Origin of the sequence: Frateuria sp. GZRe14 (assembly GCF_051900395.1) — a bacterium.
In the GTDB taxonomy this organism is placed as follows: Bacteria; Pseudomonadota; Gammaproteobacteria; order Xanthomonadales; family Rhodanobacteraceae; genus Frateuria_A; species Frateuria_A edaphi.
Window position 1 is genome coordinate 1634566 of sequence record NZ_JBHZGJ010000001.1, and the last position, 16501, is coordinate 1651066.

At 66.8% G+C, this 16501-nt stretch carries 17 protein-coding genes, 4 tRNA genes and 1 other RNA gene; 16 read left to right on the plus strand and 6 right to left on the minus strand.

All coding sequences use genetic code 11. From position 1 onward, the window contains the following. The first annotated feature begins 25 nt into the window (after positions 1-25). Positions 26-856, plus strand: coding sequence for an HD-GYP domain-containing protein (locus ACFWZ1_RS07495; protein ID WP_439665960.1), 831 nt, complete (start codon positions 26-28; stop codon positions 854-856). On the opposite strand, the gene aat is transcribed toward ACFWZ1_RS07495, so the two are convergent. Both aat and ACFWZ1_RS07505 read right to left on the minus strand, forming a co-directional pair. Beyond that, positions 853-1575 carry a leucyl/phenylalanyl-tRNA--protein transferase gene (aat, locus tag ACFWZ1_RS07500; protein ID WP_231325106.1) on the minus strand — a complete coding sequence of 241 codons (723 nt, stop codon included), beginning with the start codon at positions 1573-1575 and terminating at the stop codon, positions 853-855. The genes ACFWZ1_RS07495 and aat overlap by 4 nt on opposite strands. Continuing rightward, the gene (locus tag ACFWZ1_RS07505) at positions 1572-2708 is read right to left on the minus strand and encodes a GNAT family N-acetyltransferase (protein ID WP_439666884.1); all 1137 of its coding nucleotides are present in this window, start codon (positions 2706-2708) and stop codon (positions 1572-1574) included. The genes aat and ACFWZ1_RS07505 overlap by 4 nt, the downstream gene beginning before the upstream one ends. 151 nt (positions 2709-2859) lie before the next feature. Here ACFWZ1_RS07505 and serC point away from each other — a divergent pair, with 151 nt between their 5' ends. The 11 genes from serC (at position 2860) to ACFWZ1_RS07560 (ending at position 11019) form a co-directional block, all read left to right on the plus strand. Further along, positions 2860-3945 (plus strand): 3-phosphoserine/phosphohydroxythreonine transaminase, encoded by a 1086-nt coding sequence (gene serC / locus ACFWZ1_RS07510; protein ID WP_439665961.1) that lies wholly within the window; start codon positions 2860-2862, stop codon positions 3943-3945. 45 nt (positions 3946-3990) lie between these two features. Next, positions 3991-5079: a prephenate dehydratase gene (gene pheA / locus ACFWZ1_RS07515; protein ID WP_231325109.1), complete on the plus strand. Its 1089-nt coding sequence runs from the start codon at positions 3991-3993 to the stop codon at positions 5077-5079. Continuing rightward, positions 5076-6401, plus strand: coding sequence for a 3-phosphoshikimate 1-carboxyvinyltransferase (gene aroA / locus ACFWZ1_RS07520; protein ID WP_439665962.1), 1326 nt, complete (start codon positions 5076-5078; stop codon positions 6399-6401). The genes pheA and aroA overlap by 4 nt, the downstream gene beginning before the upstream one ends. Before the next feature lie 81 nt (positions 6402-6482). Then, positions 6483-7256 (plus strand): 3-deoxy-manno-octulosonate cytidylyltransferase, encoded by a 774-nt coding sequence (gene kdsB / locus ACFWZ1_RS07525; protein ID WP_231325111.1) that lies wholly within the window; start codon positions 6483-6485, stop codon positions 7254-7256. A gap of 122 nt (positions 7257-7378) precedes the next feature. Then, complete coding sequence (uvrC, locus tag ACFWZ1_RS07530; protein WP_439665963.1) at positions 7379-9205, plus strand: excinuclease ABC subunit UvrC; 1827 nt, start codon at positions 7379-7381, stop codon at positions 9203-9205. Positions 9206-9254: 49 nt separating this feature from the next. Then, positions 9255-9860, plus strand: a complete 606-nt coding sequence (gene pgsA, locus ACFWZ1_RS07535) for a CDP-diacylglycerol--glycerol-3-phosphate 3-phosphatidyltransferase (protein ID WP_231325114.1) — start codon at positions 9255-9257, stop codon at positions 9858-9860. 37 nt (positions 9861-9897) lie between these two features. Then, positions 9898-9973 (plus strand) — tRNA-Gly (locus ACFWZ1_RS07540). 124 nt (positions 9974-10097) lie between these two features. Then, positions 10098-10173 (plus strand) — tRNA-Gly (locus tag ACFWZ1_RS07545). A 71-nt stretch (positions 10174-10244) separates the two neighbouring features. After that, a tRNA-Cys gene (locus ACFWZ1_RS07550) sits at positions 10245-10318 on the plus strand. Between the two features lie 156 nt (positions 10319-10474). Beyond that, a tRNA-Leu gene (locus tag ACFWZ1_RS07555) sits at positions 10475-10561 on the plus strand. A gap of 14 nt (positions 10562-10575) precedes the next feature. Then, positions 10576-11019, plus strand: coding sequence for a response regulator (locus tag ACFWZ1_RS07560; protein ID WP_439665964.1), 444 nt, complete (start codon positions 10576-10578; stop codon positions 11017-11019). 84 nt (positions 11020-11103) lie between these two features. On the opposite strand, the gene ssrA is transcribed toward ACFWZ1_RS07560, so the two are convergent. Then, positions 11104-11458: a transfer-messenger RNA gene (gene ssrA, locus ACFWZ1_RS07565) on the minus strand. A gap of 75 nt (positions 11459-11533) precedes the next feature. Then, positions 11534-12025, minus strand: coding sequence for an SsrA-binding protein SmpB (gene smpB, locus ACFWZ1_RS07570; protein ID WP_091336452.1), 492 nt, complete (start codon positions 12023-12025; stop codon positions 11534-11536). Between the two features lie 66 nt (positions 12026-12091). Here smpB and ACFWZ1_RS07575 point away from each other — a divergent pair, with 66 nt between their 5' ends. After that, on the plus strand, positions 12092-12520 hold the full coding sequence (locus ACFWZ1_RS07575) for a type II toxin-antitoxin system RatA family toxin (RefSeq protein ID WP_231325252.1): 429 nt from the start codon (positions 12092-12094) through the stop codon (positions 12518-12520). Continuing rightward, the gene (locus ACFWZ1_RS07580) at positions 12513-12779 is read left to right on the plus strand and encodes an RnfH family protein (RefSeq protein WP_231325254.1); all 267 of its coding nucleotides are present in this window, start codon (positions 12513-12515) and stop codon (positions 12777-12779) included. The genes ACFWZ1_RS07575 and ACFWZ1_RS07580 overlap by 8 nt, the downstream gene beginning before the upstream one ends. A 2-nt stretch (positions 12780-12781) precedes the next feature. Here ACFWZ1_RS07580 and ACFWZ1_RS07585 read toward each other — a convergent pair whose 3' ends face one another. Next, positions 12782-13231, minus strand: a complete 450-nt coding sequence (locus ACFWZ1_RS07585) for an outer membrane protein assembly factor BamE (RefSeq protein ID WP_231325256.1) — start codon at positions 13229-13231, stop codon at positions 12782-12784. Between the two features lie 75 nt (positions 13232-13306). On the opposite strand from ACFWZ1_RS07585, the gene fur reads away from it, so the two are divergent. Continuing rightward, entirely contained in the window at positions 13307-13723 is a 417-nt protein-coding gene (fur, locus tag ACFWZ1_RS07590) for a ferric iron uptake transcriptional regulator (protein ID WP_439665965.1), read from the plus strand. Positions 13724-14076: 353 nt separating this feature from the next. Here fur and ACFWZ1_RS07595 read toward each other — a convergent pair whose 3' ends face one another. Then, on the minus strand, positions 14077-15672 hold the full coding sequence (locus ACFWZ1_RS07595) for an MASE1 domain-containing sensor histidine kinase (protein WP_439665966.1): 1596 nt from the start codon (positions 15670-15672) through the stop codon (positions 14077-14079). A 168-nt stretch (positions 15673-15840) separates the two neighbouring features. Here ACFWZ1_RS07595 and ACFWZ1_RS07600 point away from each other — a divergent pair, with 168 nt between their 5' ends. Continuing rightward, positions 15841-16479, plus strand: a complete 639-nt coding sequence (locus tag ACFWZ1_RS07600; RefSeq protein WP_231325262.1) for a response regulator transcription factor — start codon at positions 15841-15843, stop codon at positions 16477-16479. Positions 16480-16501: the final 22 nt, after the last annotated feature.

Here is a 16501-nt window from a genome sequence, read left to right on the forward strand (position 1 = left end):
GCCGTCCTGGTGCCTGGAGTCCGGCGTGTCCATCAGCCCGCAGTTCCGAATCGCGTTCCTGTATGTGGCGCTGGCTTCCCTGTGGATCTGGCTCTCCGACCGTGCGCTCGCGTCGCTGGCCCTGAATCCATCGCAAGTCGTCTGGGCGCAGAGCGTCAAGGGCTGGTTCTTCGTCATGCTGACCGGCGTGATGCTGTACTGGCTGATAGGCCGGGACCTCCGTCGCCTGGCCGCGATCAACCGCCGCCTGGTGCAGGGCCACGAGCAGACCTTGCGCGTGCTCGTGTCGGCGATGGACATCCGCCACAAGGAAACCCGCGACCACTCCGACCGCGTGATGCGCATGGCGATGGGGCTGGCGCGGCTGGCCGGCATGCATGGCGAGGCGTTGCTGGCGGTCAAGTTCGGCGCGCTGTTGCACGACATCGGCAAGCTCGCGATTCCCGACGCCATCCTGATCAAGCCGGGGAAGCTCGACGACGCCGAGATGGCGCACATGCGTCGGCATCCGGAGATCGGCCGCGAGCTGATGGAGCAGGTCGACTTCCTGCGCGGCGCCATCGACATTCCCTATGCGCATCACGAACGCTGGGACGGCGGCGGCTATCCGCGAGGCCTGCGAGGCGAGGAGATACCACTGGCCGCGCGCGTGTTCAGCATCGTGGACGTGTGGGATGCGCTGAGCTTTCCGCGCGTCTACAAGCCGGCGTGGCCGGAGGAGGACGTGCTCGACTATCTGCGTCAGGCCGCCGGCAGCCAGCTCGACCCGCAACTGGTCGAGTTGTTCCTCGCCAACTACCCTGCCATCAAGGCATTGGGCATGGCGGGCCCGCCGCCGGAACTGGCGCAGGCCTAGAGGTAATCGCTCGCGGGCCGCGCGGCGACCTTGCGCCAGCGCGTCGGATCGAACGGCTGCGCGACGAGCGCGCGCACCTGTGCCAGGAACGCTTCGCGCGGCATCTCGCGGGCGCCGAGGCCCAGCAGATGCGGATTGCTGACCTGCGCATCAAGCAACGGAAAGCCCCACTCGCGCAATAACGATGCGAGCGCGACCAGCGCCAGCTTCGAACCACCGCTCCGTGCGCTGAACATCGACTCGCCGCAGAACAGCCGCCCCACGCTCACGCCGTACACGCCGCCGACCAGCGCATCGCCCTCCCATACTTCGACGCTGTGCGCGTGGCCTTGCGTGTGCAGCGACGCGTAGGCGTCGATGATGGCCTGGCCGATCCAGGTGCCATGCTGGTCCGGCCGCGGCGCGGCGCAGGCGCGCATTACGCGCACGAACGCCTCATCCACGGTGATCCGCCAGTCCTTCCCGGCAAGTGCACGGCGCAGGCTGCGGTTGGCATGGAACGTCGCGGTATCGAACACGCAGCGCGGGTCGGGGGACCACCACAGGATCGGCTCGCCCGGATTGAACCAGGGAAAGATGCCGCGCTCGTAAGCCGCCAGCAGCCGGCGCGGCGAGAGGTCCCCGCCGAAGGCGAGCAGCCCGTTGGGTTCGGCCAGCGCATGGCGCGGATCGGGGAAGCGCTCGGGCGACGCCGGATCGAGCAGCGGCAGGCGGATCACCGGCACCCTCCGGCGTAGGGCGCGTGCGTGGCCAGCTCGGCGGCGTAGTCGTCCATGGCCTGGGCCTCGTGGATGAGCGCCTCGCGTACCGCGCGGCGAAATTGCGGATGGGCCAGATAGTGGCGCGAATGCGTACGTACCGGCACGAAGCCGCGCGCGAGCTTGTGTTCGCCCTGTGCGCCCGGTTCGAAGCGTTCGAGGCCGCGGGCGATCGCATGCTCGATGCCGCGGTAGTAGCAAAGCTCGAAATGCAGCCCGGGCACTTCCACGCGGGCGCCCCAGTAGCGACCGTAGAGCGCCGTGTCGCTTTGCAGGAACAGCGCCATGGCCTCGATGCGTTCGCCGTCCATCGCGCAGGCAACCTGCACGGCGTCGCCCAGGTCGCCCAGGGCCTCGAAGAACCCGCGGGTCAATGCGGCGTGGTTCCCCTTGGCGTCGAAGGTGCCTGCATACAGCGCATGGATCTGGCGCCAGGCGTCCCCATCCAGGCTCGCGCCATCGCGCATGCGGATGTCCAGGCTGGAGGCCTGTACCTGGGCACGTTCATGCCGGATGTTCTTGCGTTTCTTGGCCTTGAGCGTCGCGAGAAAGTCGTCGAAGCCGCGGTAGCCGTGGTTGTGCCAGTGGAACTGCACGTCCGAACGCGACAGCCAGTCGCCGCCGAAAGCGTCGAGCTCCGCATCCTCCAGAAAATTGGCGTGCACCGACGACAGGCCCAGGCGTTCGGTTTCCGCGCGCATCGCTTCTGCCAGCGCCTGGCGAAGGTGCGTAGCGCGCGCATCCCGGCCGGCGAGCAGACGCGGACCCGGTACGGGCGAGTAGGGCACGGCGTTGAGCAGCTTCGGGTAGTAATCGCCGCCGGCACGCTCCCATGCGCCGGCCCAGCTCCAGTCGAACACGAACTCGCCGTGCGAATTGCCCTTCAGGTACAGCGGCGCGGCGGCGACCAGGCGGTCGTCCTCGTACAGGCCCAGGTGGTGTGCCTGCCAGCCCCAGTCCGGACGAATGCATCCGGTGCGTTCGAGCATGTGCAGGAAGGCGTGCGAGACGAACGGATTGGCGTTCGCCCGTAGCGCATCCCAGGTCGCCGCGGGTAGCTCGGCGATGGCAGGGTGGAAGCGGGCGGTGAGCATCGACTTGGGGGCGGCGAGCTTGGCGAGATGCAAGTGGCAAGACTAGCGAACTTGTCCACCCGACCCAAACGCGAGGCGGCACGGCAGATGATTTGACGACGCCATGTTGCACCGCGCCATAATGCACGCTCACCGGAAGAGGATGCGCGCCGTGGGCAGGGTCTGGAACTTCAGTGCGGGGCCGGCGGCATTGCCGCAGGCGGTGCTCGAGCAGGCGCAGCGCGAACTGCTGGACTGGCAGGGCAGCGGTGCCTCGGTGATGGAACAGTCCCACCGTGGCAAGCGTTTCATCGCCATGGCCGAACAGGCCGAGGCCGACCTGCGCGAATTGCTCGAGGTGCCGGACGACTACGCGGTGCTGTTCCTGCAGGGCGGCGCGACGCAGCACTTCGCGCAGATCCCGATGAACCTGGCCGGCCCAAACGATACGGCCGACTACGTCCTGAGCGGGCACTGGAGCGAGAAGGCCGCCGGCGAGGCTGCGCCTTACCTGCGCGTAAACGTGGCCGCCAGCAGCAAGGTCGGTGGCTACCTGCACCTGGCGCCTCGCCGCGAATGGCAACTGGACCCGCAGGCTGCCTATGTGCACTACACGCCCAACGAGACCATCCACGGCGTCGAATTCCACGACGTGCCTGAAGTCGGCGACGTGCCGCTGGTGGCGGACATGTCGTCCAATATCCTGTCGGGGCCGCTGGACGTGCGCCGATTCGGACTGATCTACGCCGGCGCGCAGAAGAACATCGGCCCGTCCGGCCTGGTGCTGATGATCGTCCGCCGCGACCTGCTGGCGCGACCGGGCCGACCGATGGCGCGGATTTTCCGTTACGCCGAGCATGCCGCGGCCGGTTCCATGCTCAACACGCCCAATACCTTTGGCTGGTACCTGGCCGGGCTGACGTTCCAGTGGCTGAAGGGGCAGGGCGGGCTGGCAGTCATGGGCGAGCGCAACCGCGCCAAGGCGGCACTGCTGTACGGGGCGATCGACGGCTCCGATGGTTTCTACCGCAACCCGATCGAGCCGGCCTCGCGCTCGCGCATGAACGTGCCATTCACCCTGCACGACGGCACGCTCGACGCCGCTTTCCTGGCCGAATCGGAGGCCGCCGGCCTGCTTGCGCTGAAGGGCCACAAGGCATTGGGCGGCATGCGTGCTTCGCTTTACAACGCCGTGCCGTTGGAGGCCGTCGAGGCGCTGGTGGCCTTCATGCGCGACTTCGCGCGTCGCCACGGCTAGGCATCACCTGTTAACGTTTGGACTTCTTTACTTCTGGACAGCCAGATGACCGAACCCAAGGAATCGCTGGTCAGGGTGCGCGATCGCATCGACAGCATCGATCGCCAGATCCAGGAGCTGATTTCCGAGCGCGCCAACTGGGCGCGGGAGGTCGCGCGGGTCAAGGGCGAGGGCCTGTCGGCGATCGACTATTACCGGCCCGAGCGCGAAGCGCACGTGCTGCGCATGGTCGTCGACCGCAACAAGGGGCCACTGTCCGACACAGAAATGGTACGGCTATTCCGCGAGATCATGTCCTCCTGCCTTGCGCAGGAGGACCCGCTGAAGGTCGGCTTCCTCGGCCCCGAGGGCACTTTCAGCGAACAGGCGGTGCGCAAGCATTTCGGCCACGCGGCCTATGGCCTTCCGCTGGGAAGCATCGAGGAGGTGTTCCAGGAGGTCGCCGCCGGTCATGCCGATTTCGGCGTGGTGCCGGTGGAAAATTCGGGACAGGGCATGATCCAGGTGACCCTGGACATGTTCCTGACCTCGGAAGCACGCATCTGCGGCGAGATCGAGCTGCGCGTGCACCAGTGCCTGCTGTCGAAGGCCGGTGCGCTGACGGACATCCGGCGCATCTTCGCGCACGCCCAGTCGCTGCAGCAGTGCAAGACCTGGCTGCGGATCAACCTGCCGGAGGTCGAGTGCGTGGCGGTGAGCAGCAACGCCGAAGCGGCGCGCCTGGCCCGGCACGCCGACGACGCGGCAGCCATCGCGGGCAAGACGGCCGGCAAGGTCTACGGCCTGAAGCCGCTCGCCGAGGGTATCGAGGACCGGGCCGACAATACCACCCGATTTCTGGTGATCGGCCGTTCGCTGTTCCCGCCCTCGGGCAACGACCGCACCTCGCTGCTGATTACCGTCAACGACAAGCCCGGTGCGCTTTACGACGTACTGAACCCGTTCGCCAAGCACGGCGTGAGCATGAACCGCATCGAGTCACGGCCGGCGCACACCGGCAAGTGGCAATACGCGTTCTTCATCGATGTTTCCGGCCACATTGACGACGCGCCGCTGCAGGCAGCGCTTGGGGACATGGGGCCGGTCGCCACGCAGGTGCGCGTGCTCGGTTCCTACCCGGTGGCGCTGCCGTGAGCGGCGCCAGCGACACGACCGGGCGCCTGGACTGGATCAGCCACCCGGCAGGCCCGCTGCGTGGCACGCTCACGGTGCCGGGCGACAAATCCGTTTCCCATCGTGCGCTGATGCTCGCTGCGCTGGCGAAGGGCGACTCGCTCATCAGCGGTTTCCTCGAAGGCGAAGACACGCGCGCCACCGCCGCGGTGCTCGCGCAATTGGGTGTGTCGATCGAAACGCCGGCGGAGGGCGAGCGACTGGTGCATGGCGTGGGCCTGCGCGGGCTGCGCGGCGCCGGCCGTCCACTGGACTGCGGCAACGCGGGCACCGGCATGCGCCTGCTTGCCGGCCTGCTGGCAGGGCAGGCGTTCGACGCCACGTTGATCGGCGACGAGTCGCTTTCGCGCCGCCCGATGCGCCGTGTTACCGAACCCCTCGCCTCGATGGGTGCCCGCATCGATTCGCAAGCGGGGCTACCGCCCTTGCATGTGCACGGTGGACAACGGCTGCGCGGCATCCGCTACGAGTTGCCGGTGGCCAGCGCGCAGGTGAAATCGGCGCTGCTTCTGGCTGGCCTGTACGCCGAAGGCGAAACCGAAATCCTCGAGCCACACCCGACCCGTGACTACACCGAGCGCATGCTGGCAGCCTTCGGCTGGCCGATCGAATTCGCGCCGGGGCGCGCCCGCCTCACGGGCGGCCACGCGCTGCGCGCCATCGACGTCCAGGTGCCCGCCGATTTCTCCTCGGCCGCGTTCTTCCTGGTGGCCGCGAGCCTGGTGCCCGGTTCCGACCTGACGTTGTGCGTGGTCGGCCTGAATCCTCGCCGCACCGGGTTGTTGCAGGCCCTGCGCCTGATGGGGGCGGACATCGAGGTGCTGGACGAGCGCCAAAGTGGCGGCGAGCCGGTCGCCGATCTGCGCGTGCGCCACGCGCCGCTGCGGGGCATCGAGCTGCCTGGCGAACTGGTGCCGGACATGATCGACGAGTTCCCGGCGCTGTTCGTTGCCGCGGCGGCGGCGCAGGGCGCCACCGTAATAAGCGGTGCGGCCGAGCTGCGCGTGAAGGAATCCGACCGGATCGCCAGCATGGCCACGGGCTTGCGCGCGTTGGGCGTACAGCTGCAGGAGACGCCGGATGGGGCGATCATCACCGGCGGCACAATGGGACCGGGTGCGATCGAAAGCCATGGCGACCATCGCGTGGCCATGAGCTTCGCCGTCGCCGGCCTCGTGGCGAAGGGCAACGTGCGCATTGGGGATTGCCGCAATGTCGCGACCTCGTTTCCCGGGTTCGTGGAGCTGGCCAACCGATGCGGGTTCGCACTGGCGGATGCATAGGTGCCCTCCCCAAAGATGGCAGAAGCGCGCGCACCCGCCCACCCGATGCTAGGCTCGCCGCTTTGCCAAGCCTCCCACGTCATGCCCGCCGTCCCACCGTTCATCGTCGCCATTCCCGCCCGCTACGGCTCCACCCGCTTGCCGGCCAAGCCGCTGCGTGCCATCGGCGGTGTGCCGATGGTCGTGCGCGTGGCGCAGCGGGCGTTGCAGGCCGGCGCCGGCCAGGTCGTGGTGGCGGTGGACGACGCGCGCGTCGCCCAGGCACTGGAGGGGCAGGGGGTCGATGTCTGCATGACCCGTGTCGACCACGCCTCCGGCAGTGACAGGCTGGCCGAAGTGGCCGGGCACTACGGATGGGCGGAGGACGCCATCGTGGTGAACCTGCAGGGCGACGAACCCTTCGCACCGGCCGCGGGCATCCGCGAGGTGGCCCGTGCGCTGGCCGAGGACGATGCGCCAATGGCCACGCTCGCCACGCCCGTCACGGCCGCGCACGAGCTGTTCGATCCGAACGTGGTCAAGCTGGTGCGCAGGGCGGACGGGCGCGCGCTGTATTTCAGCCGGGCGCCGATGCCCTGGGCGCGCGATGCGTTCGCCAGCAATCGCGAAGTACTGCCCGAAGGCCCGCCGTTCCTGCGTCACATCGGCATCTACGCCTACCGTGCCGGCTTCCTGGGCCGCTACGCCGGCCTGCCGCGTACGCCGCTCGAGCAGGCCGAATCGCTGGAACAGTTGCGGGTGCTGGAACACGGCTTTCCGATCGCCGTGCGGCTGACGCCCGAGCCGTTCCCGCCCGGCATCGATACCGAGGCGGACGTCGAACGCGCGGAGCGCTGGCTGGCCAGCCAGCCGTAAGCGCAGGTCCGGCAGCACCTGGCGCGTGACAGGCCGGCGGGCTGAAGCCCGCCACCTCGGCCTTGCGGCCTGTTCGGCATCCGGTCACGGCGGCCGTTGCCGGAACGGCTAGAATCGCCCTCATGCAGTCGCCCCAGACGCCGCCGTTCGACGGCAAGGCCTTCGTCCAGACCCTGACCACCTCGCCCGGCGTCTACCGCTACTTCGACGCCGACGGCGAGCTGTTGTACGTGGGCAAGGCGGGCAGCCTCAAGAAGCGCGTCGGCAGCTATTTCCTGAAGCCGCGCATGGAGCCGCGCATCAACGCTATGGTCTCGCAGATCGCGCGCTGCGAGGTCACTGTCACGCGTACCGAAGGCGAGGCGCTGCTGCTCGAATCGCAGCTGATCAAGTCGCTCAAGCCGCGCTACAACATCCTGCTGCGGGACGACAAAAGCTACCCCTACATCTACCTTTCCGGGGGCGAGGACTATCCGCGCCTGGCGTTCCATCGTGGCGCCAAGAACCTGAAAGGCCGCTTCTTCGGACCGTACCCGAGCGCCTTCGCCGTGCGCGAAAGCCTCAACCTGATGCAGAAGCTGTTCAAGGTCCGCCAGTGCGAGGACAGCTACTTCCGCAACCGCTCGCGTCCGTGCCTGCAACACCAGATCGGCCGCTGCACGGCGCCTTGCGTGGGCCTGGTCTCGGTGGAGGACTACCGCAGCGACGTGCGCCATGCCGAGATGTTCCTGGAAGGGCGCAGCAGCGCGGTGATCGATGAACTGGCCACGTCGATGGAACAGGCAGCGATGGCGCTCAACTTCGAACGCGCCGCGGCGCTGCGCGACCAGGTCGCCGCCTTGCGCAAGCTGCAGGCGCAGCATCACGTGCAGGGCGCCAGCGCCGACATGGACGTGGTCGCCTGCCGCATCGAGGGCGGCATCGCGTGCGTCAGCGTGCTGTTCTTCCGCAACGGCATCAGCCTGGGCACGCGCGACTTCTTCCCGCGGCTGCCGCTGGATGCCGAGCCGGCGGACGTGCTGGCGCAGTTCATCGCCCAGTACTACCTGGAGCGGCCGGTGCCGCGCGAGATCATCCTGTGCGAGACGATTCCCGATCAGGCCTTGCTGGCGCAGGTGCTCTGCGAGCAGGCCGGTCACGCGGTGGAGATCAAGTCCAGCGTACGCGGCGAGCGAGCGCGGTTCCTGCAGATGGCCGAGCGCAACGCGCAGGCCTCGCTGACCTCGCGCCTGGCCAGCCGGCAGACCCTGGGTGCACGCTTTGACGATCTGCAGAAATTGCTGGAGTTGTCCGGGCCGCCGCGACGCATCGAGTGCTTCGACATCAGCCACACCATGGGCGAGGCGACGGTTGCCTCCTGCGTGGTGTTCGGGCCGGAAGGGCCTGAGAAGTCGCACTACCGGCGCTTCAACATCGCCGGCATCACCCCGGGCGACGACTACGCGGCGATGCACCAGGCGCTCACCCGACGCTTCCGCAAGGTGGCGGCGGGCGAGGGCGCCAAGCCCGACGTGCTGCTGATCGACGGTGGCGGCGGGCAGGTCGCGCAGGCGATGGACGTGCTGGCTGAGCTTGGTGTCACCGGCATCGAGGTGGTGGGCGTCGCCAAGGGCCCGGACCGCCGCGCCGGCGAGGAAACCCTGGTGCTGGCCAATTCCGGCCGCGAAATCCATCCCGGCTCGGCCTCGCCCGCGCTGCACCTGGTCGCCGCCGTGCGCGACGAGGCCCACCGCTTCGCCATCAGCGGGCACCGCAAGCGCCGCGAGAAGGCCCGCGAGCGCAGCATCCTGGAGGACGTGCCGGGCATCGGTGCACGCCGGCGAGCCGCGCTGCTCAAGGCCTTCGGTGGCCTGGCCGGGGTCGAGGCCGCCGGCGTCGAGGAACTGGCTTCGATCAAGGGCATCGATCGCGGCCTGGCCGAGCGCATCTATGCGACCCTGCACGGCTAGCCCGCCATCTCCCGTGCGACACTGACGACGACAACCGACGGAAAGGACGATGCGCATCAACCTCCCTACCTGGCTGACCCTGTTCCGCGTGGCTCTGCTGCCGGTGATGGTGGTCGTGTTCTACCTGCCGTTCCGCGGGCACAACATCACTGCCGCCATCGTCTTCGTGCTGGCTGCCTTCACCGACTGGCTCGACGGCTACCTGGCGCGCCGGCTCAACCAGACCTCGGCATTCGGCGCTTTCCTGGATCCGGTGGCCGACAAGCTGATGGTCGCGGTGACGCTGTTCCTGCTGGTCGAATCCCACCGTGGCGGCTGGCCTGGCATCCTGATGGCGGTGACCGCAGCGGTCATCGTGGGCCGCGAGATCAGCATCTCGGCTTTGCGCGAATGGATGGCCGAAATCGGCATGCGCGCCACGGTGAAAGTGGCGTTCGTCGGCAAGCTAAAGACGGTGATGCAGATGATTGCGCTGGTCGTGCTGATCGTGCAGCACGAGAAGGAGGCAGAAGCGCTGCGGCTGTATCACATCGGCGAAGGACTGCTGGTGATCGCCGGCGGACTGACCATCTGGTCGGGCATGCACTACCTGCGCGCGGCCTGGCCGATGCTGCGCGGGGACCCGCCGAAGCAGCCCGGTATCGACAAGGCTTGACGGGCCTGTTTTCGCCGCTAAAATGCGCGGCTCCGATGCGGGAATAGCTCAGTTGGTAGAGCACGACCTTGCCAAGGTCGGGGTCGCGAGTTCGAGTCTCGTTTCCCGCTCCAGTTTCTTTCGAAGCCCCGGCCATGCCGGGGCTTCGTCGTTTCCGGCAGGCGCTACGGAAACGTGCAAAAACCGCGGCGGGGCCTTCACATCCGGCCCGGTTCTGCTATCCTTTCCGACTCTGATGCGGGAATAGCTCAGTTGGTAGAGCACGACCTTGCCAAGGTCGGGGTCGCGAGTTCGAGTCTCGTTTCCCGCTCCAGTTTCAAGAAACCTCGGACCACCGGGGTTTTGTTTTTTAAGCGGACCGCAACCATGCGCTCCGTGCGCGATGGCCAGGTGGCAGAGTGGTCATGCAGCGGCCTGCAAAGCCGTGTACGCCGGTTCGATTCCGACCCTGGCCTCCATTGCGCAATCCTCGAAGGCCCGCCTCGGCGGGCCTTTTTGTCTGGCGCGCCTCGACCCTGCAGGAGCCAGCTTGCGGGCGATGCATTCTCAATTCGCCAGCCTCTCGCGAGGTGCGCTCCCGCAAAGGGAGGCGGGTGCTAGGATTCCTGCCTTATGCCCGGATGGCGAAACTGGTAGACGCAAGGGACTTAAAATCCCTCACCCTCACGGGTATGCGGGTTCGACCCCCGCTCCGGGCACCATCGACGATCACGCCATGTCCAATCCGCACATTTCCGATGTCCCGGGCGACCACGATGCTGTCTCCTCGGCGGCGCGCAAGTCCGCACCTTCGGCTGATTCGCGGATGCTGACGGTCTTGCTGGTGGAGGATGACGCGCTCATCCGCATGGACGCGGCCGAGATGCTGCGCGAACTGGGACACGAGGTTGTGGAGGCCGACTACGGCCCCGATGCGTTGGCGGTGCTTCAGGCGCGTCACGTCGACGTGCTGGTCACCGACGTGGGGTTGCCCGGGATGTCGGGTACCGAGCTGGCCGAGCTCGCCCGCCAGCTGCACCCGGGCATTGGCCTTGTGTTCGCTACCGGCGATACGGAATTGGCAAACCGGGAAGGGCGGCCGCGCGCCGCGATCCTGTGCAAGCCCTACGATGGCGCCAGCCTCGCCGAAAGCCTGCGCCGCGCGTTTGCGCGGCCATAGTCAGGGCATCGGTTGGCCAAAAGAAAAGCCGGCACCTCCTTGCGCTGGGATGCCGGCTGTTCGGGCATCGCGGGGATGCCTTATTGGTGGAGGTGGCGGGAGTCGAACCCGCGTCCGAAGGCGCTTGACGCCCGGTACTACATGCTTAGCTCACCGTTGGATCTCGTCCCGCGACAGCACGATGTGCGAAGCGCATCGAAGGACCAGCCTGCTTGATTTGGCCCTGCACCGACAGGCGGCAGTGGTTGGGCGATCCCGTGATAATGACCCTACACCGACGAGCACGAGCACAAGTGGGTTCGGGGCTACGCCTTAAGCGGCGAGAGCGTAATTGCTGTCGTTGGCAATTATGAGTTTTGCGGCTGGATTTACGAGGAAAGCTGCCCCCTCGGCATGCACCAAGCCATCTCACTACCCCCGTCGAAGCCAGGACACCCCCGGGGAAAAACCTGAGCTGGTCAGTCAGGCAAGTATATGGGGGTCGGCGAGCGCACTTCAATGGCACGCCGCGACGTCAGGCCTCGCGGTTGTGAGCGCGCATGGTGCGCTGCTTCTCGCGCTGCCAGTCGCGTTCCTTCTCCGCGTCGCGCTTGTCGTGCGCCTGCTTGCCGCGGGCCAGACCGATCTCGACCTTCACCTTGTTGCCTTTCCAGTACATGGCGATCGGTACCAGGGTGTATCCCTTGCGCTCGACTGCGCCGATCAACTGGTCGATCTCCTGCTTGTGCAATAGCAGTTTTCGCGTGCGACGGTCCTCGGCGATGACGTGCGTGGAGGCGCTGATCAGTGGCGGGATCGAGGTGCCCACCAGGAAGATCTCGCCCTTGAGCACGACCGCGTAGCCATCGCCGAAATTGATGCGCCCGGCACGCAGTGCCTTCAGTTCCCAACCCTGCAGCGCGATGCCGGCTTCGTAGCGTTGGTCGATGTGGTACTCGTGGCGGGCGCGCTTGTTGAGCGCGATGGTCCCGCCGGCGTGCTTGTCCTTGTCCTTCGCTTTTGCCATGTCCGCTAGACTTGCGCCTTTGCGGTGCGCCGGAAGCCGTCGCACCGAATGATGGAAGAGGTAGCCGTGATCGAAATCCGACGAAGCGCCCTGGTCAATTACACGCCGGCGCAAATGTTCGATCTGGTCAACGACGTCGAAGCATACCCAAAGCGCTTCTCCTGGTGTGCCGGCGCGCGGGTGCTCGAGCGCGAGGGCGACGTGCTGGTGGCGCGGCTGGATCTGAAATACGCCGGCCTCAAACAGGGTTTCACGACTCGCAACACCACCGAACCACCGAAGCGCCTGCGCATGCAACTGGTGGAAGGGCCGTTCCGCAGCCTGGACGGTCTGTGGGAATTCATTCCGCTAGGCGAGCATGGGTGCAAGATCGCCTTCGCGCTGGATTTCGACTATGTGGGCCTGGGAGCCACCGCAATCAAGCTCGGTTTCCAGGCGCTGGCGAGCAAGATGGTCGAGGACTTCGGTCGCGAGGCCCAGCGCGCGTATGGCTGAGATCACGGTGGAAGTGGTGCTGGCGCTGCCCGAGCGCACGTTGCTCAAGCGGCTGGTGCTTGGCGCAGACGCGACGGTGGCCGACGCGATCGCGGCGACTGGCCTGGGCCAGGACAGCGCGCTGGTCGATATGCAGCGACTGGGCATCTTCGGCCGCCGCGTTCCACCCGAACATCCGCTACGCGATGGCGATCGGGTGGAACTGTATCGGACGCTGGTGCTCGATCCGAAGGAGGCGCGGCGGCGCCGCGCCCGCTGAAATCAGGGATTGCCGTTGTCCGGCGGCGTCGAGCCGCTATCGTCGGTGCCGCTGGTGTTCTTGTCGCCCTGGTTTTCGTCCACGGGGTAGGTGACGTGGTATTTCTTGCTTTCCTCGAGCATCTTCTCGGGATCCTGCGCGAAGAAGTCGCCGTCGGTGCGCACCAGCGTGTCGTTGTTGAAAGTGAGCGTGAAGGTGCGGATCTTGATCTTGCCGCCACGGTGTTGCTGGGTGGACACATAGTCCCAGCGGTTCTGGTTGAACGGCGTATGCACGGACGGCGAGCCCAGCAGCACCAGCACCTGGTGCTTGGTCATGCCCGGCTTGAGCTGATCGACGTCCTTTTTGTCCAGGAAGTTGCCCTGCTGCACGTTGGGGACATAGACGAGTCCGCAGCCCACCAGCGTAAGCGCCAGCATGGCGGAACCGAGCGTGCGAATCAGCTTGTGCATGCGTGTTTTGCGTCCGGATCGTGAAGGGGGCGATGATACACTAACGGCCTTGATACGCCGTGCGTGGAGCGAGCTATGGAACAGGAAACCAGAGAGCTGCGCCGGGTCGGCCTGAAGGTCACCCATCCGCGCATGCGGATCCTGCAGATCTTCGAGGAGGAGGGCGTGCAGCACCTCACCGCCGAGGACGTCTACAAGAAGCTGCTGGCCGAACAGGAAGACATCGGCCTGGCAACGGTGTACCGCGTGCTAACCCAGTTCGAGGCCGCGGGCATCGTGGTCAAGCACAACTTCGAAGGCGGCCAGGCCGTCTATGAGCTCGACCGTGGCAAGCACCACGACCACATGATCGATGTAGACAGCGGGAAGGTCATCGAGTTCGTCAGCGAAGAGATCGAGCGGCTGCAGAAGGAAATCGCCGCCAAGCACGGTTACGTGCTGGAGGATCACAGTCTGGTGCTGTACGTGCGGCCCAAAAACAAGGCCCGCTGATCCGGACTGCACGAGCGCGTTTGCGGCGAGGTGCTCTGCCGTTCCAGGGATGTAGGCATCGCCGCGCAAGCTGGCTACCCGCCATTTGAAATGCGGCGTACGCGAGGGGCATAAAAAAAGCCGCGGGAGGACTCCTGTCCACCCACGGCTGATCCGTTACCACATAGCGCCTCGGCAGTGCGAATTGCTCGCTGGCCGGGTGGCGCCGTTGGTACCGGCGGAACGGCATCCTGCCGTTCTTCGTGGCCACCGTCCCCACGGTGACCACGGCACGCCATCTTGCGATGGCGGCTCCCCCACATCGATGGACTGATGCTAACGAGCTGTTCACGACTCCGGTATTGGAAAAATTCCTATGCCAGCCGACCGGGTTCACGGCCGGGCGTGCTGCTCCGCAGCAAAATCCGCAAGTGGACGCCCTGACGGTCGGGCCTCAGTCGGAACAGGCCGCCCAGCGAGGTGACGCGGTCGCGCATGCCTTGCAGACCGCGGCCGCCGCGGGGCAATCGGCTGGGCAAGCCCACACCGTCGTCGCGGATGTCGAGCAGGGCCAGCACCACCCCATGGCGCTCGCCGATGCGCAGGCGCAGGCGGAATTCGCTTGCCTGGGCGTGCTTGACCGCATTGGTGGCGCTTTCCTGCACCAGGCGGTACACCGCGATGCGGGTGTCTTCGTCCAGCAACCGCGGGTCGCCGCGCATGTCGGTGTGGAAGACGATGCCGGCAGTGGTCAGCAGGTCGCGGATCGGGCCTTCGTCCAGCGCCCGCAGCAGGCCGAACTCGTCCAGCACCGCGGGGCGCAGGTCGTCCAGCAGGCGATGCAGGGCGCGGCGCATGTAGCCGAGGATGGTATTGATCGAGACGCTGATGTCTTCCAGCCCTGCCTGGCGCAGGCGTACCTGCGCGAGTTTCATGTGGGTCTGGATGGCCGTGATGTTCTGGCCGAGCTCGTCGTGCAGCTCGGCGGCCATGTGCCGGCGCTGGTTTTCCTCGGCCTGCAGGTTGCCACGGGCCGCATCGCGCAGCTGGCGGGCGAGCTGGTCCAGTCGACGGTTGACCGCGCCCAGGTAGACGTTCTGTTCGGCCACCCGTTCGCTGCTGCGGCGCAGGGCATCGGTGGCCGCGCCAAGCATGAGCGCTCCGGTGCCGGCGACGGCCAGAAACAGGTAACCGGCTGCGCTCTGCGCATGTCCAGGCTGATGGTCGACCGCCGTCATGCCCAAGCACGAGATCAACATCGCCAGCGTGGCGCCGCGCCAGCCGTGACGGAAGGCGAAGAACAACACCGGTGCCAGCGACAACACGCGGGCGAATTCCGGCTGGGGCGCGGCGTGCTCCGATAGCATCAGCAACAGCGCCATCGCTGGCAGCATCACCAGCAGCCCATCCATCACCAGGCTGGCCACCATTTTTCGGTTCGGTCGCGCGCGCAACAGCATGATCGACAGCGGCGCCACCAGCAGTACGCCCAGGTAGTTGCCCAGCAGTTCCCGGCCGAGCGCGCGCACCATCGCCGCAGGGGCTGCGCTTTCATGGAGCAGCGCCAGCAGCACCGCGTCGGCGGCCGCCACCGCACCGACCACCAGCACGGCCGAAAGCAGCAGGCGGGTGGCTTCCTCCGGGTCGCGCAGGCTGGCGTGCAGGTTCACCCGGCGCAACAGCCACAGGCCTACCGCCATGATCAATGGCTCGGGCAGGTCGCCGATCACGAAGGTCTGCCAGCCCATGGGCAGGCCCGAACGCAGGTCCAGGATGACGGTCACGGCCAATTCGAGCCCCAACAGCCAGAACCACTGCCGCACCGGCACGATCAGCAGCGCGGCGAAGCGCAGACCGAAGGGCAGCATCCAGTACGGCTGTTGCGTAGGCAGCAGCGCCAGCCACAGCAGCGCGTAGACCACGCCGAGCAGAGGACCGGATTCGGGCAGGGAAAAAGGCTTCGATCGCATGCTGGCGATGTTACATGCGACTGTCGCCTGCCCAGCGGGTGGTGGATGTTTGGGCAGGGGCGGCCGGTCTCTTATAGACTCGGGTGGCAGGGCCGGACGCGGGGGCGTCCGAAGCGGTCGAGCCGCATGCCGGCGTACCGCCCGAAACCAGCAAGTCAGCGGGGCATCATGTACAGCATCGTTCTGGTCGACGACCACGCCATCGTCCGCGAGGGTTTCAAGCGGCTCATCGAACTGGAGCCGGATCTGGAAGTGATCGCCGAATGCCGTTGTGCCGACGATGCGGTGGACGCGATCAACCAGCGTCGCCCCGATCTCGTCGCGCTGGACCTGTCGCTTCCGGATGGCAGTGGCCTGCCATTGATCGAGCACCTGCATAGCCTGGCGCCGGACACGCATATCGTCGTGCTGAGCATGCACGACGGCGAGCCCTACGTATCCGAGGCGCTACGCCGTGGCGCCAGCGGCTATGTCACCAAGGGCGCCGCGCCGGAAGAACTGGTGGCGGGCCTGCGCCAGGTGATGCAGGGCGAGACGTTCCTGAGTTCGGATTTGCGTCAGCGTCGTGCCGAGCGGCCCAGCGAGGCACTCGATCCGGTCAACCGGCTGACCGCGCGCGAGCGCGAGGTGTTCCTGCTGCTGGCGGCAGGCAAGGCGCCCAAGCAGGTCGCGGCAGTGCTCGGGGTGGGCCAGAAGACCATCTATATCCATCGCGCGAGCCTGATGGGCAAGCTGGGCGCGGGGTCGGAACTCGACCTGTACCGGATGGCGAGCGAGCGCGGGCTGTTGTCCGAGCGCAAGAACTGACGGACCGGGTGACGTAGGGTGG

What these genes read in the sequence shown, in the direction of transcription:
- ACFWZ1_RS07505 (WP_439666884.1), bottom strand. Translation starts at nt 2,708, where the DNA reads ATGCTCACCGCCCGCTTCCACCCTGCCATCGCCGAGCTACCCGCGGCG.
- pheA (WP_231325109.1), top strand. Translation starts at nt 3,991, where the DNA reads ATGACCGAACCCAAGGAATCGCTGGTCAGGGTGCGCGATCGCATCGAC.
- kdsB (WP_231325111.1), top strand. Translation starts at nt 6,483, where the DNA reads ATGCCCGCCGTCCCACCGTTCATCGTCGCCATTCCCGCCCGCTACGGC.
- uvrC (WP_439665963.1), top strand. Translation starts at nt 7,379, where the DNA reads ATGCAGTCGCCCCAGACGCCGCCGTTCGACGGCAAGGCCTTCGTCCAG.
- pgsA (WP_231325114.1), top strand. Translation starts at nt 9,255, where the DNA reads ATGCGCATCAACCTCCCTACCTGGCTGACCCTGTTCCGCGTGGCTCTG.
- ACFWZ1_RS07560 (WP_439665964.1), top strand. Translation starts at nt 10,576, where the DNA reads ATGTCCAATCCGCACATTTCCGATGTCCCGGGCGACCACGATGCTGTC.
- smpB (WP_091336452.1), bottom strand. Translation starts at nt 12,025, where the DNA reads ATGGCAAAAGCGAAGGACAAGGACAAGCACGCCGGCGGGACCATCGCG.
- ACFWZ1_RS07580 (WP_231325254.1), top strand. Translation starts at nt 12,513, where the DNA reads ATGGCTGAGATCACGGTGGAAGTGGTGCTGGCGCTGCCCGAGCGCACG.
- ACFWZ1_RS07585 (WP_231325256.1), bottom strand. Translation starts at nt 13,231, where the DNA reads ATGCACAAGCTGATTCGCACGCTCGGTTCCGCCATGCTGGCGCTTACG.
- fur (WP_439665965.1), top strand. Translation starts at nt 13,307, where the DNA reads ATGGAACAGGAAACCAGAGAGCTGCGCCGGGTCGGCCTGAAGGTCACC.
- ACFWZ1_RS07595 (WP_439665966.1), bottom strand. Translation starts at nt 15,672, where the DNA reads ATGCGATCGAAGCCTTTTTCCCTGCCCGAATCCGGTCCTCTGCTCGGC.
- ACFWZ1_RS07600 (WP_231325262.1), top strand. Translation starts at nt 15,841, where the DNA reads ATGTACAGCATCGTTCTGGTCGACGACCACGCCATCGTCCGCGAGGGT.